We start from the raw sequence: 13,638 nt of genomic DNA on the forward strand, positions 1-13,638 counted from the left end.
TTTTTTCTTGCCTTTCTTCTAATAATTGAGAAGATACGAATCAATTGAGAGACTTAAAAGTTTCTTTTTCGTGGATTATTTTGGGGGAAATAATAATTCTTTTAAATAATCTTAATTTAAAATACTAGGGAGGAATTCTATGAAATTCAAATCTAGCCTATTTATAGGCGCTGTAGCAGTTGCTGCAACTAGTTTAGTAGCTATCTCAGCTCAAGCTGGTGATAAGTTACGTTGGAAGATGCAAAGTACCTGGGGTAGCCAGGTTGCCATTAATGGTGAAGCTGCTGTTTACTTTTCAAACAAAGTAAAAGAAATCTCAGGTGGTGATGTTCAATTAAGGTTCCATGAGCCAAACGCTCTTGTTCCTTCATTAGAAGTTTGGGATGCTGTTAAGAATGGATCAGTTGATGCAGGTTATACTACACCTGGTTATCACGCTGGAAAAATTCCTGCAGTTTCATACTTCACAGCTGTTCCTTTTGGCCCAGGTGCAAGTGAGTACCATGGTTGGATGGAATATGGCGGAGGTCAGCAGTTAAAAGACAGAATTTATGGTGAGTACGGTCTTAAAGCTCTTAACTGTTTAACACACGCTCCAGAAACTTCAGGTTGGTTTAGAAAGAAAATCAATAAAGTTGAAGAGTTAAAAGGAATGAAAATGCGTTTCTTTGGACTTGGTGCTATGGTTATGAGTAAAATTGGTGTTTCAACACAATTACTAGCAGGTGGTGACATTTATCCAGCTCTAGAAAAAGGTGTTATTGATGCAACTGAATTTTCAATGCCTACACACGACTTAAGTTATGGTTTCTACCAGTTAGCTAAGTTTAACTACTTCCCAGGATGGCATCAGCAAACTTCAATTGGTGAGTTATTAATGAGCCAAAAAGGTTGGGGTGGTTTAACAAAGACACAACAAGGTATCATCAACACAGCGTGTCGTGACACAATGTGGTGGGCACTTGTTAGATCTGATGCTAAGCAGGTTCCAGCTATGCGTGAGCTTGAGAAAAAAGGCGTAACTTTCGTTACTTGGCCTGATTCAGAGATTTCTAAGTTTAAAGCAGCTTGGGATGAGGTTGTTAAAGAAAAATCAGCAACTGATCCTTTGTTTAAAGAAATCACTGCAAGCTACGATGCTTTCAGATCTGACTACAACATCTGGTCAAGTAAAGCTTACTTAAAGCAAGGCGTTAAGTACTAGTATTAAACACTAAATACACCCGTTATAAAACGGGTGTATTTTTTTTTATTTTTTTTATTTTTTTTTTTAATATAATTAAACATGTTAACGATTGTAAAATTTCTAGGGGGAGATCATGGCGCTTACTGAAAAAAATATGGAAGGACTTGTTAATATCAGTGAATTCCTTCGTATGATTACGAATAGAGTAGGTAGAGCAAGTACGTGGTTGTTAGTGCCCTTAGTATTAATTACAATGTGGGATGTTGTTGCAAGAAAAATAGTTGTAATCCAAATTTTCATGGTTGCTAATTTCGGTTCATTCTTTGAATCAACCCTGATGCAGGAAATGGAATGGCATCTTCATACAGCAGTGTTTTGTTTAGTTTTAGGTTATGGATACACGCATAATAGGCATGTTAGAGTGGATTTCTTAAGAGAGAACTTTACTTTTAAATCAAAAGCTAAGGTCGAATTTTATGGTAATTTATTATTCATGTTACCATTTACATTGATTTGTGTTTATTTTTCATGGATTTACATGATTGATTCTTACGAAATTGGTGAAGTATCAGCATCACTAGTTGGTCTAAGTAACAGGTGGATTATTAAAACGTTTCTTCCTATAGGTTATTTCTTTCTCTTTTTAGGTGGTATGTCAGTTATGATACAATTAATAGCTGTTATATGGGGTGATAATAAAAAGAAGCTTGATTTAATGGTTCTAGATTATGATGAAAAGAAAAAAGCATAATCAGATAGATATTGAGAGTTAAGATATGTGGTTTTCAAAAGTTCCTGGATATTTGTTTGATAAACAAAGGACGCCTTATTTTACTGAAGCTAAAGATTTAACATTGGCGCAATCTCAATATGAACTAGTAGCTTATGGAGTTTTTGTAGGTAGTTTGTTTGGCATTGTTGGTCTAGCCGCTATATTAACTTTTTTTGAAAATAGTAATTTAATTTACTTAATTTGGTCCTTCTGTTCTGCAGCGGTGATCTATTCGATATTTAGTGTGATTAGAAATTACGAATTGATACCTTCCTATATAATATCTATTGGACCATCAATTATCGTTGCCTTTTCCTTTTATGAGGCACTGATGAGTAACTCTTCTATTCTAACGCTAACAATATTTGTGTGCCTTTTCCTTCTTTCCTTAAAATATGGCTGGAGAGTTACAAGAATAGTTGCATGGCAAAAACACAATGGAAACATTGAAATTAATAATAAGAAAGCATGGGGGCAGTAATGCATTTTGTTGAAATTATAATTGAGTATTTACCAATATTTATGTTTCTGACTATGGGGGTACTATTATTCATAGGATATCCTGTTGGGTTTATACTAGGTGGTGTTGCAATAACCTATGGTTTTATAGGATATCTGTTTGGCGTATTTAAACTTGCAGAGTTTTTTAACTTTGTGCCTAGGATGTGGGGTTTTTCTGCCGAAAACCTGATATTGGTTGCTATACCTAGTTTCGTGTTTATGGGAACTATGATGGAAAGAAGTGGTATCGCGAATGATTTGTTGAAAACCACACAGATCTTGCTAAGAAAAGTTCCTGGTGGTCTTGCAATGTCGGTGACTGTAATGGGAACTGTTCTTGCTGCTATGACAGGAATTATTGGAGCATCAGTTACAATGATGACAGCTTTAGCGTTACCTCCAATGATTAAACAAAAATATAGCCATGCCCTGGCAACTGGTGTTATTGCAGCGTCAGGTACATTAGGAATTCTTATTCCGCCTAGTATTATGTTGATTATTATGGCTGATATTATGCAGGTTTCTGTTGGTAACCTTTTCATGGGTGCTTTAATACCAGGTCTAACATTAGCACTTATGTATCTTATCTTCATTTTCATATGGGCTTCAGTTGATCCTAAAGTGGCTCCTTCAATTAAAGAAGGTGAGATGACATACGAAAGAGGTAGACTACCAATGATGGTATTGAAGGCTTTCTTGCCTCCAGTAGCATTAATAGCTTTAATTAAAGGTTCAATACTACTTGGATGGGCAACCCCTAGTGAAGCCGGTGCTGTTGGTGCTTTTGGAGCAACAATGTTGGCTATTATAGGTAATAAGTTTTCTTTTCCAATGTTAAGGAGTGTTATGCACTCCTCAGGTTTAACAATATCAATGGTGTTTATGATTATATTAAGCGCTACCTGTTTTGCTTATGTGTTTAGATCACTTGGGGGAGACTACATAGTTGAAGAATTAATTGAAAAGGCAGGTCTTGGTTCCTGGGGATTATTATTTCTATTAATGGGAATGACATTTCTTCTTGGGTTTTTCCTGGACTGGGTCGAGATAACGTTAATCATTCTTCCAATTTTTGCCCCATTAGTTGTGTTGTTAGATTTTGGTGATCATGTAACTCAGTTAACTGGTCTTGATGGACGTAAAGAAACAATGGTTTGGTTTTTAGTTCTGATGGCCATTAACCTTCAAACCTCATTTCTAACGCCACCATTTGGATTTGCATTATTTTATCTAAAAGGTGTTGCACCCCCAGAGGTTGCTACATTGAGCATTTATAAAGGCGTTATCCCTTTTGTTATTATTCAGTTGATCGGTTTATCTTTAGTGATATATCAACCTGAAATGGGATTATGGTTACCACGGCTAATCTAACTTAATTTATTAAAACCGCATCACGTTGATGCGGTTTTTTTTTGAGGTTATAATCATGGAAACTATTGGTATATGTGGTGCAGGACTAATAGGTGCAAGTTGGGCTATAGGTTTTGCAAATGCTGGATTTAAATGCTTAGTATATGACTCAAATGAAGAAAGTTTTGATAAATTTGAGAGTGTGTCCAATCAATTGATACAAGACTTAAAAATTTTAAATCCACAACTCAATATAGAAAAAATAAAATCAAACATAGTTCTTAAATGTTCAATTGAAGAGATTTGTAAAAATTCTATTTTAATTCAAGAAAGTATAATTGAAGACTTAGACATTAAGAAAAAAGTTTTTAAACAATTAGACAAATTATCTACTAAAGATACAATCATAGCCTCATCCTCTTCATATCTTTTAATTTCCAAAATATCTGAAGACGTTGAATATAGAGATAGATGCATAAATGCTCATCCAGCATTACCTCCACACGTGGTTCCTTTTGTAGAAGTTGGAGGAAGCCCTGACACATCGAAATATATAATAGAGAAGGCTTTATCCATATATAAAAAAGCTAACTATGCGGCTATTGTTATTAATAAAGAAACTGAGGGTTTTATTTTAAACAGATTACAAGGGGCTTTATTAAACGAAGCAGTAAGGCTTCACGAAGGCGGTTTTGCGTCCATGGACGATATCGATATAGCACTAAAGCATGCTTTGGGAATAAGGTGGGCATTTATGGGACCCTTTGAGATTATGGATTTAAACGCTCCTGAAGGTATAAAGGACTCATTTACTAGATATAAAAGTGGTATTCAAAATTTAGCAAAAGAGCAAAATAGTGTTCCAGAATATTCCGACGAATATTTGAATAAATTGGAGAATGAACAAAGGAAACGCTTACCATATTCTGATAGATCAGGCAGAATAGAAAAAAGAAATAAAATGATAGCATTAATTAGAAAACTAAAACTTGAATTGGGAGAGGATATTCAAAATGGCTAAATCTAAAAAAGTAATCATAAGTTGTGCTGTAACAGGAGCTATTCATACACCGTCTATGTCGGAATATTTACCAGTGACAGCTGAAGAAGTAATAGAGCACTCTTTAGCGGCTCATGAAGCTGGCGCTGCAGTTCTTCACTTGCACGCAAGAGACGAAATTGATGGTCACCCAACACAAGATCCAGAAGAATTTGAAAAGTTTCTTCCTACAATTCAAAAATCATGCGACGCAGTCATTAACATTACAACTGGTGGTGGTCCTCAGATGACAGTTGAAGATAGAATGAGGCCTGCTATGCATTTCCAGCCTGAACTTGCATCATTAAACATGGGTTCTATGAATTTTGGTTTGTTTCCTATGTTAAAAAAACATAATCAACTAAAATTTCCTTGGGAAAAGGAGATGCTTGAAAGAAGTAAACACTCACTATTTAAAAATACATTTGAAGACATTGAAAATATTATGACGCTCGGCTACGCAAATGGAACTCGGTTTGAATTTGAATGTTATGATGTAGGTCATCTTTATAATTTGCACTATTTTCATAGAGAAGGGATGTTAAAAGGACCTTATTTTATTCAATTCGTTATGGGTATTATGGGTGGTATTGGCGCTGATGCAGATAATCTTCTTCATTTGAAAAAGACAGCTGATAAATTGTTTGGAGATACAGGTTATGAATGGTCTGTTGTTGGTGCTGGTGCATCTCAAATGAAAATGAATGCTACTGGAGCGGCCTTGGGCTCACATGTTCGTGTTGGTCTTGAAGACTCTTTATGGGATGGTCCCGGTAACCTTGCAAAAACAAATGCAGATCAAGTAAAAAGAGTAAGAGAAATCTTAGAAGGTCTCTCTTTAGAAATTGCTACTCCAGACGAAGCAAGGCAAATGTTAGGTCTCAAAGGTAAAGATAAAACAAACATAAATTAATGGATTGAAATATGAATTACGAAAAGCTCCTTCAAGGGAAAAAAGCACTTATCACGGCTGGTGCTGATGGAATTGGTTATGCTATAGCTCAAAGATTTGAAAAAGCTGGAGCTAAGGTTTTTGTTTGTGATATTAATCAAGAGGCGGTTAATAGAGCTAACGAAGTAGATGACAATATTAAAGCAATGGTTTGTGATCTTAGGCAAACTCAATTAATAGCTTCAATGGTTGAAGCTGGTTTTGATTACTTAAAAAACCTTGATATTATAGTTAATAATGCTGGTATAGCAGGTGAAACTGCAGGCGTTGGAGAGCAGACATTAGGAGGATGGCAGGAGTGTATCCAGGTTAACATGACCAGTCATTTTGAAACAATGAGATTGGCGGTACCACGAATGAACGATGAAGGCTCTATTCTTTCAGTGTCTTCGGTAGCTGGAAGGGTAGGTTTTGCTTATAGATTGCCTTATGCTGCTACAAAGTGGGCTGTAATTGGAATGGTTAAAAGTTTAGCTAATGAATTAGGTCCAAGAGGTATTAGAGTAAACGCCCTTTTACCAGGTATTGTTGAAGGTGAGAGACAAAATCGAGTAATAGAAGCAAAAGCTAAGGTTAAAAACATTTCCTTTGATGATATGAAGAACGAAATTTTATCAGGAGCATCTCTCAATAGGTTTGTTACTCACGAGGACCTAGCTGAGCAGGCTCATTTTCTTTGTAGCCCATTAGGAAGAAATATCTCAGGGCAGGCTGTAAGTGTTTGTGGAAACATTGAAAAATCAGGATAAACTATCCAAGTATTTCATCTAGGATTGGATAAATATAAGTTTTAAATAATTCAGGGTTTTCAGACATAGGAAAATGCCCCGTGCCTGGAATAATGGTTGCCTTAGATCCTTTGATTCTACTCGCTGTCGCTAGAGTTCGTTCCGGAGTACAAGAACAATCATACTCTCCAGATAGAAGGTATACAGGGCATTTTTTTGTGTCTATTAAAGATGACCGATCATCAAAATCTCCATCGTGCCAATAAAAATAAAGATCACCTTTAAAAATCCCAGGTCCACCTTGCATGTAATGCCATAAAGTTTCATGTCTAAAATTATCCGGACTTTGCGGCGCAATTTGAGAAGAAACAAATGCAGCTTGAACTAACCCTCCGTGAACATCAGGTCTATATAACCAATCTAAGTCATAATAAGGCTCAAGTTTGTCAGCTCCTTCAAGAGCAATAACAGCTCTGAAAAAATTACTATGTTCTAGAGCTAAATGTAACACCACTCGGCCACCCATCGAGCAACCCATTATCACAGGTTGGTTAACATTGTATGCTTTGCAAAATGACATAATGATTTGTTTGTATAAAATTGTTGTCAGTTTATACTCTTTTGTTTCAAAACCTTCAGGTGGGTTGGATTTTCCATGCCATGGTAAATCAAATGCTATTACTCTATAATTAGCAGTTATTTTTTTGTCATTAAGTATGTGTCGGAATTGTCTTGCATCTGATCCTGCTGTATGCAAGCAAATTAAAGGTATTCCTGCACCACTTTCCTCTACATATATTCTATAGCTTTCATTATTAATATTAATGGTTAAATATCTTCCAATAATATCTTCAAATTCAATTTCATTATTTGTCATGCTAACCCTTATTTAATCATTAAAAGTTCTATTGGATGCAATAAGATCTTTAAAATATTGAAGATTTTGAATGAAAGGGGTTAAGTCACCCTCTAGGATAATAATTTTTTTTGCTAACATTGCAAAAATATCATGATAATCTCGAGGTGGATTTTTAAGCCAATGTTTCTCCCATGACACGCTTTGTCCATGAATCCTGAAAACACCACTCTTTGTTAAAAGTACTCTTTTGTTAATTGAGTTGACTTTACCATTGATAATTTCAAATAAATAATCAGTATTTTCAATTCCAAAAGTAAATGTAAGATTTACCCATTGACCTCTTTTAAGAAGTTCTTGGTTAGAATTAATTCTAACCATCCATGTATCAGTTAATTGCATAATAATACTTTTGCTTATTTATTATATTATAAATTTTTATAGCTATTTTACAAAAAAAAACTTTAATATAATATTAAAATTGGAGGAAATAATTATGTTCAATATCAATAATTTTTTACATTCAGGAGCATTGAGCCCAGCAGCTGAATGGAAGGGGTATCCAAAATATAATTTTATAGGTGGTCATAATGATGATGAAAGTATACCTATCAAGTTTCTCAAAGATTCTATTGATAATGTCATTTTAAAAGAAGGTAAGACGTTAGCAAAGTATGGCCTTGAAAGTGGTCCTCAGGGTTATTTTTCACTCAGAAATTTTATATCCCTCCAATTAAAAGAAAGTGCGTCTATTAAATGTTCTGAAAAAGAAATATTAGTGGTGTCAGGATCCTTACAGGCTCTTGACTTAGTAAATCAAACTTTTCTTAAAAAGGGTGACACTGTTATTATAGAAGAAGAAAATTATGGTGGAACTATTTCAAGGCTTAATAGGCTTGGAGTAAATATGGTAGGTGTTCCAATAGAAAGTGATGGTATGAAAATTAATGCTCTAGAAGAAATCTTAAAAGATCTCAAAAGCAAGGATATTAAACCTAGGTACATTTACACCATACCAACAATTCAAAATCCAACTGGAACTATAATGTCTGTTAAAAAAAGAAAAGCATTAATAGATTTGTCTAAAAAATATGAAGTTCCAATTTTTGAAGATGATTGCTATGCAGATCTTATTTTTGACAAAGAACGTCCACCAGCAATAAAATCCTTTGATAAGGAAGGATATGTAATTTACTGCGGATCATTTTCCAAATCTATAGCACCGGCACTCAGGGTTGGTTATTTGTTAGCGGACTGGCATATTTTATCAAGAATATTGCCTTACAAAACTGACGCTGGTAGTGGATCTTTAGAGCAGATGGCTTTGGCTGAGTTTTGTAAAGCTAACTTTAACTCACACATAAATTTACTTAGAGCTAAACTTAAAGATAAATCAGATGCAATTTGCAACGCCCTAGACAAATATTTTGGTTCCTCAGCTGACTTTACAAAGCCTAATGGAGGTATTTTTGTTTGGATTAGTTTGCCGGAGACAGTTGATACTTCTCGTTTATATGATTTAGCTTTGAAAGAAGGGGTTGCAATTAATCCTGGATCAGAATGGTCTATTAATACTAGTGGTAAGCATAAAATGCGTCTCTGTTTTGGTAATCCATCAACAAAAGAAATTGATGAAGGAGTGAAGCTTTTAGCTGAAATTTGCCAAAAAGAATTTGGTGTGCCTGCCCAAATTGCTAATTCATGAATTTTGATTATAAGAATTTTATGGAAATATATTAACTTTTCTATCAATATAAAAAATTACTAAAATAAATAAATTTTATGTGTTTAGAGGTAAGTTATTTTTAGTTTTAACTCTACCTAAAGCAAAGTTTGTTTCTATAGAGGCAATACCTTCAACTTTCGTTAGTTCCTCTCTCATAAAGATTTCATAGTTTTTTAAGTCAGAAGCGACTACTCTTAATAAGTAATCTCTATTTCCAGTTACTAGCCAACAGTCCATAACAGCGTCCAAAGATGTTATTTCCTTTTCAAATGATTTTAGTATTTGATCGGTTTGATTTTCTAATCTTACAGATACAAAAGCTGTAACTGGAAATCCGTAAGAAACTTCGTCAATAATTGCGGTATATCCTGAAATTAGTCCTCTTTGCTCTAAATTTTTTACTCTTCTAAGGCATGGAGAAGGAGAGAGACCTACTTTTTCAGATAATTCAAAATTAGTTAATCGTCCATCTTGTTGAAGAAAAAAAATTATTTTTTGGTCTATTCTGTCAATATTGCTCAATATAACCTCTTACAAGTATAATATATTATAAATAATATTATTTTAGCATAATATGCTTAATTTTAAATTATTTTTATATTTTTTAGTCATTCATTTCACGAATTAAATGTTACTTTTGTAAAATGATTGATAGAAACAAAATTTTAAAACAAATAGAAAATAAAATTTTATGGCTTTCTTGCTGGATGATACACAATGCAAATCATCTTAGAGAGAATCATGATGGTATAAAAGTTGGAGGTCATCAAGCTAGTTCAGCCTCTATAGTTTCTATAATGACAGCGTTATATTTTAATGTATTAAGACCTGAAGATCGGGTTGCTGTGAAGCCTCATGCAAGTCCGGTTTTCCATGCAATACAATATCTCTCAGGAATGCAAACAAAAGAAAATATTCAAAACTTTAGAGGGTTTGGTGGAGCTCAATCATACCCTTCTCGAACAAAGGATGTTGATGATGTAGATATATCAACTGGTTCAGTAGGACTAGGCGTAGCTATGACAAGCTTTGTTTCTTTAATTCAAGACTATATTTTAAAAAAACAATTTGGAAAAAAAATACCTAAAGGAAGAATGGTTGCTCTTGTCGGTGACGCAGAACTTGATGAAGGAAATATTTATGAATGCCTTCAAGAAGGATGGAAGCATGATTTAAGAAATGTATGGTGGATTATTGATTATAATAGACAATCCCTTGATGGTGTTGTCCATGAAGGTTTGTCTGAACGTTTAAGTTCGGTTTTCGAGGCTTTTGGTTGGAATTTGATAGTTCTAAAATATGGAAGATTGCAGAAAGACGCATTTAAAGAACCTGGTGGAAATTTACTTAAAAAATGGATTGATGATTGTCCAAATCAACTCTATTCAGCTCTTATTTATGAGGGAGGTGCTGCTTTTAAGAAAAGGGTATTGGACGACATAGGTGATCAAGATATAGTTTCTAAATTAATTAATAAAAGATCTGACAACGAATTTTTAGAGTTAATGGCTAATTTAGGTGGACATTGTGTACCAACACTATGTGATGCGTTTAATGGGATCAAAGATGACAAGCCAACCGCATTTATTGCTTATACAATTAAGGGTTGGGGAACGCCGCTTGCTGGTCATAAAGATAACCACGCAGGATTGATGACCAAAATTCAAATGGATAGTTTTAAATCTAAATTTGGTATTACCGAAGGAAATGAATGGAATAGCTTCTTAGATGGAAAAGAAGATCTGGAATTAAATGAATTTATAAAGAATTCACCATTTCAAAAAGCTAGACACAGAAAATACAATTCAAAAAAAATACCAGTAGACGATATAATTTTAATTACTGAAACTAAAATTTCAACTCAAAATGCTTTTGGTAAAATTTTAGATCAATATGCAAAAAATGACACTGAGTTTGGTAATAGAATTATTACCACTTCTCCTGATGTTTCAGTTTCTACTAATTTAGGCCCTTGGATTAATAAAAAAGGTTTGTTTAGCAGAACAGATACTTCTGATACTTTTAGAGATCGAAAAATACCCTCAGCACAGAAATGGATTTTTTCTTCGCAAGGTCAGCACATTGAGTTAGGGATTGCTGAAATGAACTTGTTTTTAATGCTTGGTGCTGCTGGCTTGTCTCATGAGTTATTTGGAGAAAGGTTGTTTCCAATTGGAACTGTCTATGATCCTTTCATAGCTAGAGGATTGGATGCAATGAATTATGCTTGTTATCAAGATGCACGTTTTATGATTGTAGGAACTCCATCAGGAGTTTCACTAGCACCTGAGGGTGGTGCTCATCAATCAATAGGAACTCCGCTAATAGGTATTAGTCAACCAGGACTTTTAAGTTATGAACCAGCTTTTGCTGATGAGCTTTCAATTATAATGAATTATGGTTTTAATTATTTACAAGATGAAAATGGTGGATCTATTTACTTAAGGTTAACTACTAGATCAATAGAGCAGCCATTAAGAGATATAAATCATGAACTTAAGCAGAATGTTATAAAAGGAGGGTATTGGTTAAGAAAGCCGGGCCCAAATCCAGAAATTATTATAATTTATCAAGGAGTGGTGGCTAGTGAGGCTGTTGAAGCAACGGGCTTGTTAGGAGAAAAGTTCAAAGATGTTGGTGTATTAGGTATTACTAGTTCAGATAATTTATTTCAAGATTGGAAAAATAAATATTCATCTAATGAAAAAAATAATAAAAACAGTCATATTGAAGATCTATTAAAGATAATACCTAGAGATACAAAAATAGTGACAGTTATAGATGGACATCCCATGACTTTGTCATGGATAGGATCAGTTTTTGGACATAAAATAATACCGTTAGGGGTTGATAAATTTGGTCAGACTGGAAGTTTAAATCAGCTATTTTCAGAGTTTGCAATTGACAGTGAAAGTATTTGTAATTTAGGGTTTAATACTAAATAAAATTTTTATCATTAAATTATATAAGTGGGAGTTATAATGAATAAGTTATTAAAAGTATTATCTATAGTTATTGCTGGGTTTGCTCTGACGGCTAGTAGTTTTGCCGCCGATGTAACAATGAGAATTTCTATACAATTACCAATGAAAAGTCATTTGGGTCAAAATTTACTTCTTTTTAAAAATGATGTTGAAGCAAAATCTAAAGGTGAAATTGAAGTTCAAATATACGATTCAGCCCAATTATATAAAGATAAAGAAGTACCTGCTGCTGTAGGTTCAGGGTCAATTGAAGCAGGAGTAGCGTCTTTAACTAGATATGTTGGTGACATTCCAGCTGTTGATATTTTTTATCAACCATTTTTATTAAATAGCGAAGCAAAAGTAAGAAAAGCAGTTGCTAAAGGTTCTGCAATTAGAGGGCCAATCGATAAAGCAATAGAAGGAACAGGTTCCACAGTCTTATGGTGGCAAGCATATGGAAGTGCAGTTATGTTATCTAAAGGACAAGGAATTAAAAATCCTTCTGATATGAAAGGCAAAAAAGTAAGAGTTTTTGGAAAAACTTTAGGAGCGTTTGTGAAGGCTTCTGGAGGAGCAGCAACTTTGATTTCTGGTTCTGAGCAATACTTAGCATATCAACGAGGTACTGTAGATGTTGGAATGACTGGTGTTTCAGGTGTTAAATCCAGAAAACTCTTTGAGGTTATGGATACAATTACAAAAACTAATCATGGTGATATTGAGTTTATTGTTGTTGCTAACTCAAAATGGTTTAATTCTTTATCTAGTAATCATAAAAATATAATTATGAGCTCTGCTATGATGGCTGAAAAGGACGTCAGAGATAAGGTCTCTCAGATAGAAGCTGATGCTTACGCTCTTGCTGAATCTAAAGGGATGAAAATAGTTACTCCAAGTAAATCTGATATAGAAGCGTTTAAAAAAGCCTCTAAACCAGTTTATGAGGCATATAAAAATAACGCTGGTAAGTTAGGCGCTCAACTATTAGATGCGGCATCAAAACTTTAACATATCCTTAGGAGACAATTGTTAAAATTGTCTCCTCATTAGATTTGGTTTCCAAATGATTATATATGAAAAATTTATTTTAAGATCAGCTTGGTTAGCTGCTGTATTATATGGCATAGCTGGAATAATGCTTACATATGAAGTAGGTGCTCGTTATTTATTTATCGCCCCAACTAGTTGGGCAGCTGAATTAAGCCAACTTACATTAATCTATGGAACTTTATTGGCTATGCCTTGGGCATTGCAACACAGACGACATATTCAGATCAACGCTATTATTCATAAATTAAGCGACATTAATCAAAGAAGAATTGGGATTATTATGATGATAACCCTAATAGTTTTCTCATTATATGTTGTGATTTACGGGTTTGACATTTTCTTTGACTCCTTTCAAAGAGGCAGAACAACAGGAAGTTTATTAGATCTTCCAGCATGGATTGCTGAACTTCCAGTACCACTTTGTTTTTTAATGTTAATAATTCAAGCTGTATTTGAAATAAAGAAAATGGTTTCTGGAATAACGCCTCCTTCAGGTGAGCATTAATTTTTTT

The 13,638-nt window shown here is 34.1% G+C and carries 14 protein-coding genes; 11 read left to right on the forward strand and 3 right to left on the reverse strand.

Annotated features, from left to right (window positions below; genetic code table 11):
- Positions 1-139: 139 nt before the first annotated feature.
- The 7 genes from ABXT66_RS01570 to ABXT66_RS01600 all read left to right on the forward strand — a co-directional run bounded on the left by ABXT66_RS01570 (position 140) and on the right by ABXT66_RS01600 (position 6,549).
- Positions 140-1,204, forward strand: coding sequence for a TRAP transporter substrate-binding protein (locus ABXT66_RS01570; protein WP_443643914.1), 1,065 nt, complete (start codon positions 140-142; stop codon positions 1,202-1,204).
- A 115-nt stretch (positions 1,205-1,319) separates the two neighbouring features.
- Positions 1,320-1,937, forward strand: coding sequence for a TRAP transporter small permease subunit (locus tag ABXT66_RS01575; RefSeq protein WP_443643915.1), 618 nt, complete (start codon positions 1,320-1,322; stop codon positions 1,935-1,937).
- 25 nt (positions 1,938-1,962) lie between these two features.
- Positions 1,963-2,439: a hypothetical protein gene (locus ABXT66_RS01580; protein WP_443643916.1), complete on the forward strand. Its 477-nt coding sequence runs from the start codon at positions 1,963-1,965 to the stop codon at positions 2,437-2,439.
- Positions 2,439-3,830, forward strand: a complete 1,392-nt coding sequence (locus ABXT66_RS01585; RefSeq protein ID WP_443643917.1) for a TRAP transporter large permease — start codon at positions 2,439-2,441, stop codon at positions 3,828-3,830. The genes ABXT66_RS01580 and ABXT66_RS01585 overlap by 1 nt, the downstream gene beginning before the upstream one ends.
- A gap of 55 nt (positions 3,831-3,885) precedes the next feature.
- On the forward strand, positions 3,886-4,830 hold the full coding sequence (locus ABXT66_RS01590; protein ID WP_443643918.1) for a 3-hydroxyacyl-CoA dehydrogenase NAD-binding domain-containing protein: 945 nt from the start codon (positions 3,886-3,888) through the stop codon (positions 4,828-4,830).
- The gene (locus tag ABXT66_RS01595) at positions 4,823-5,761 is read left to right on the forward strand and encodes a 3-keto-5-aminohexanoate cleavage protein (protein WP_443643919.1); all 939 of its coding nucleotides are present in this window, start codon (positions 4,823-4,825) and stop codon (positions 5,759-5,761) included. Before ABXT66_RS01590 ends, ABXT66_RS01595 begins: the two co-directional genes overlap by 8 nt.
- An 11-nt stretch (positions 5,762-5,772) precedes the next feature.
- Positions 5,773-6,549: an SDR family oxidoreductase gene (locus tag ABXT66_RS01600; protein WP_443643920.1), complete on the forward strand. Its 777-nt coding sequence runs from the start codon at positions 5,773-5,775 to the stop codon at positions 6,547-6,549.
- A gap of 1 nt (position 6,550) precedes the next feature.
- Here the strand turns inward: ABXT66_RS01600 and ABXT66_RS01605 are convergent, their stop codons facing one another.
- Together ABXT66_RS01605 and ABXT66_RS01610 are read right to left on the reverse strand one after the other, a co-directional pair.
- Complete coding sequence (locus ABXT66_RS01605) at positions 6,551-7,405, reverse strand: alpha/beta fold hydrolase (protein WP_443643921.1); 855 nt, start codon at positions 7,403-7,405, stop codon at positions 6,551-6,553.
- Between the two features lie 12 nt (positions 7,406-7,417).
- The gene (locus ABXT66_RS01610; protein WP_443643922.1) at positions 7,418-7,786 is read right to left on the reverse strand and encodes a hypothetical protein; all 369 of its coding nucleotides are present in this window, start codon (positions 7,784-7,786) and stop codon (positions 7,418-7,420) included.
- Positions 7,787-7,880: 94 nt separating this feature from the next.
- Here ABXT66_RS01610 and ABXT66_RS01615 point away from each other — a divergent pair, with 94 nt between their 5' ends.
- On the forward strand, positions 7,881-9,089 hold the full coding sequence (locus ABXT66_RS01615) for an aminotransferase-like domain-containing protein (RefSeq protein ID WP_443643923.1): 1,209 nt from the start codon (positions 7,881-7,883) through the stop codon (positions 9,087-9,089).
- A 75-nt stretch (positions 9,090-9,164) separates the two neighbouring features.
- Here the strand turns inward: ABXT66_RS01615 and ABXT66_RS01620 are convergent, their stop codons facing one another.
- Positions 9,165-9,623: an Lrp/AsnC family transcriptional regulator gene (locus tag ABXT66_RS01620; RefSeq protein WP_443644711.1), complete on the reverse strand. Its 459-nt coding sequence runs from the start codon at positions 9,621-9,623 to the stop codon at positions 9,165-9,167.
- 131 nt (positions 9,624-9,754) lie between these two features.
- Here ABXT66_RS01620 and ABXT66_RS01625 point away from each other — a divergent pair, with 131 nt between their 5' ends.
- From ABXT66_RS01625 to ABXT66_RS01635, 3 genes are read left to right on the forward strand one after another with little or no spacing between them, the layout of a single operon-like run.
- Positions 9,755-12,055 carry a transketolase-like TK C-terminal-containing protein gene (locus ABXT66_RS01625; protein ID WP_443643924.1) on the forward strand — a complete coding sequence of 767 codons (2,301 nt, stop codon included), beginning with the start codon at positions 9,755-9,757 and terminating at the stop codon, positions 12,053-12,055.
- Positions 12,056-12,091: 36 nt separating this feature from the next.
- Entirely contained in the window at positions 12,092-13,084 is a 993-nt protein-coding gene (locus ABXT66_RS01630) for a TRAP transporter substrate-binding protein (protein WP_443643925.1), read from the forward strand.
- A 55-nt stretch (positions 13,085-13,139) separates the two neighbouring features.
- Complete coding sequence (locus ABXT66_RS01635) at positions 13,140-13,631, forward strand: TRAP transporter small permease (RefSeq protein WP_443643926.1); 492 nt, start codon at positions 13,140-13,142, stop codon at positions 13,629-13,631.
- Positions 13,632-13,638: the final 7 nt, after the last annotated feature.

The sequence above is a fragment of the Candidatus Levibacter sp. Uisw_134_01 genome (genome assembly GCF_047717795.1).
Classification (GTDB): Bacteria; Pseudomonadota; Alphaproteobacteria; order Puniceispirillales; family Marisalimonadaceae; genus Marisalimonas.

Excerpts from the sequence above, each read along its gene's own strand:
- ABXT66_RS01605 (WP_443643921.1), bottom strand. The coding sequence starts at position 7,405 with ATGACAAATAATGAAATTGAATTTGAAGATATTATTGGAAGATATTTA.
- ABXT66_RS01635 (WP_443643926.1), top strand. The coding sequence starts at position 13,140 with ATGATTATATATGAAAAATTTATTTTAAGATCAGCTTGGTTAGCTGCT.
- ABXT66_RS01630 (WP_443643925.1), top strand. The coding sequence starts at position 12,092 with ATGAATAAGTTATTAAAAGTATTATCTATAGTTATTGCTGGGTTTGCT.
- ABXT66_RS01610 (WP_443643922.1), bottom strand. The coding sequence starts at position 7,786 with ATGCAATTAACTGATACATGGATGGTTAGAATTAATTCTAACCAAGAA.
- ABXT66_RS01590 (WP_443643918.1), top strand. The coding sequence starts at position 3,886 with ATGGAAACTATTGGTATATGTGGTGCAGGACTAATAGGTGCAAGTTGG.
- ABXT66_RS01585 (WP_443643917.1), top strand. The coding sequence starts at position 2,439 with ATGCATTTTGTTGAAATTATAATTGAGTATTTACCAATATTTATGTTT.
- ABXT66_RS01580 (WP_443643916.1), top strand. The coding sequence starts at position 1,963 with ATGTGGTTTTCAAAAGTTCCTGGATATTTGTTTGATAAACAAAGGACG.
- ABXT66_RS01625 (WP_443643924.1), top strand. The coding sequence starts at position 9,755 with ATGATTGATAGAAACAAAATTTTAAAACAAATAGAAAATAAAATTTTA.
- ABXT66_RS01615 (WP_443643923.1), top strand. The coding sequence starts at position 7,881 with ATGTTCAATATCAATAATTTTTTACATTCAGGAGCATTGAGCCCAGCA.
- ABXT66_RS01570 (WP_443643914.1), top strand. The coding sequence starts at position 140 with ATGAAATTCAAATCTAGCCTATTTATAGGCGCTGTAGCAGTTGCTGCA.
- ABXT66_RS01575 (WP_443643915.1), top strand. The coding sequence starts at position 1,320 with ATGGCGCTTACTGAAAAAAATATGGAAGGACTTGTTAATATCAGTGAA.
- ABXT66_RS01600 (WP_443643920.1), top strand. The coding sequence starts at position 5,773 with ATGAATTACGAAAAGCTCCTTCAAGGGAAAAAAGCACTTATCACGGCT.
- ABXT66_RS01595 (WP_443643919.1), top strand. The coding sequence starts at position 4,823 with ATGGCTAAATCTAAAAAAGTAATCATAAGTTGTGCTGTAACAGGAGCT.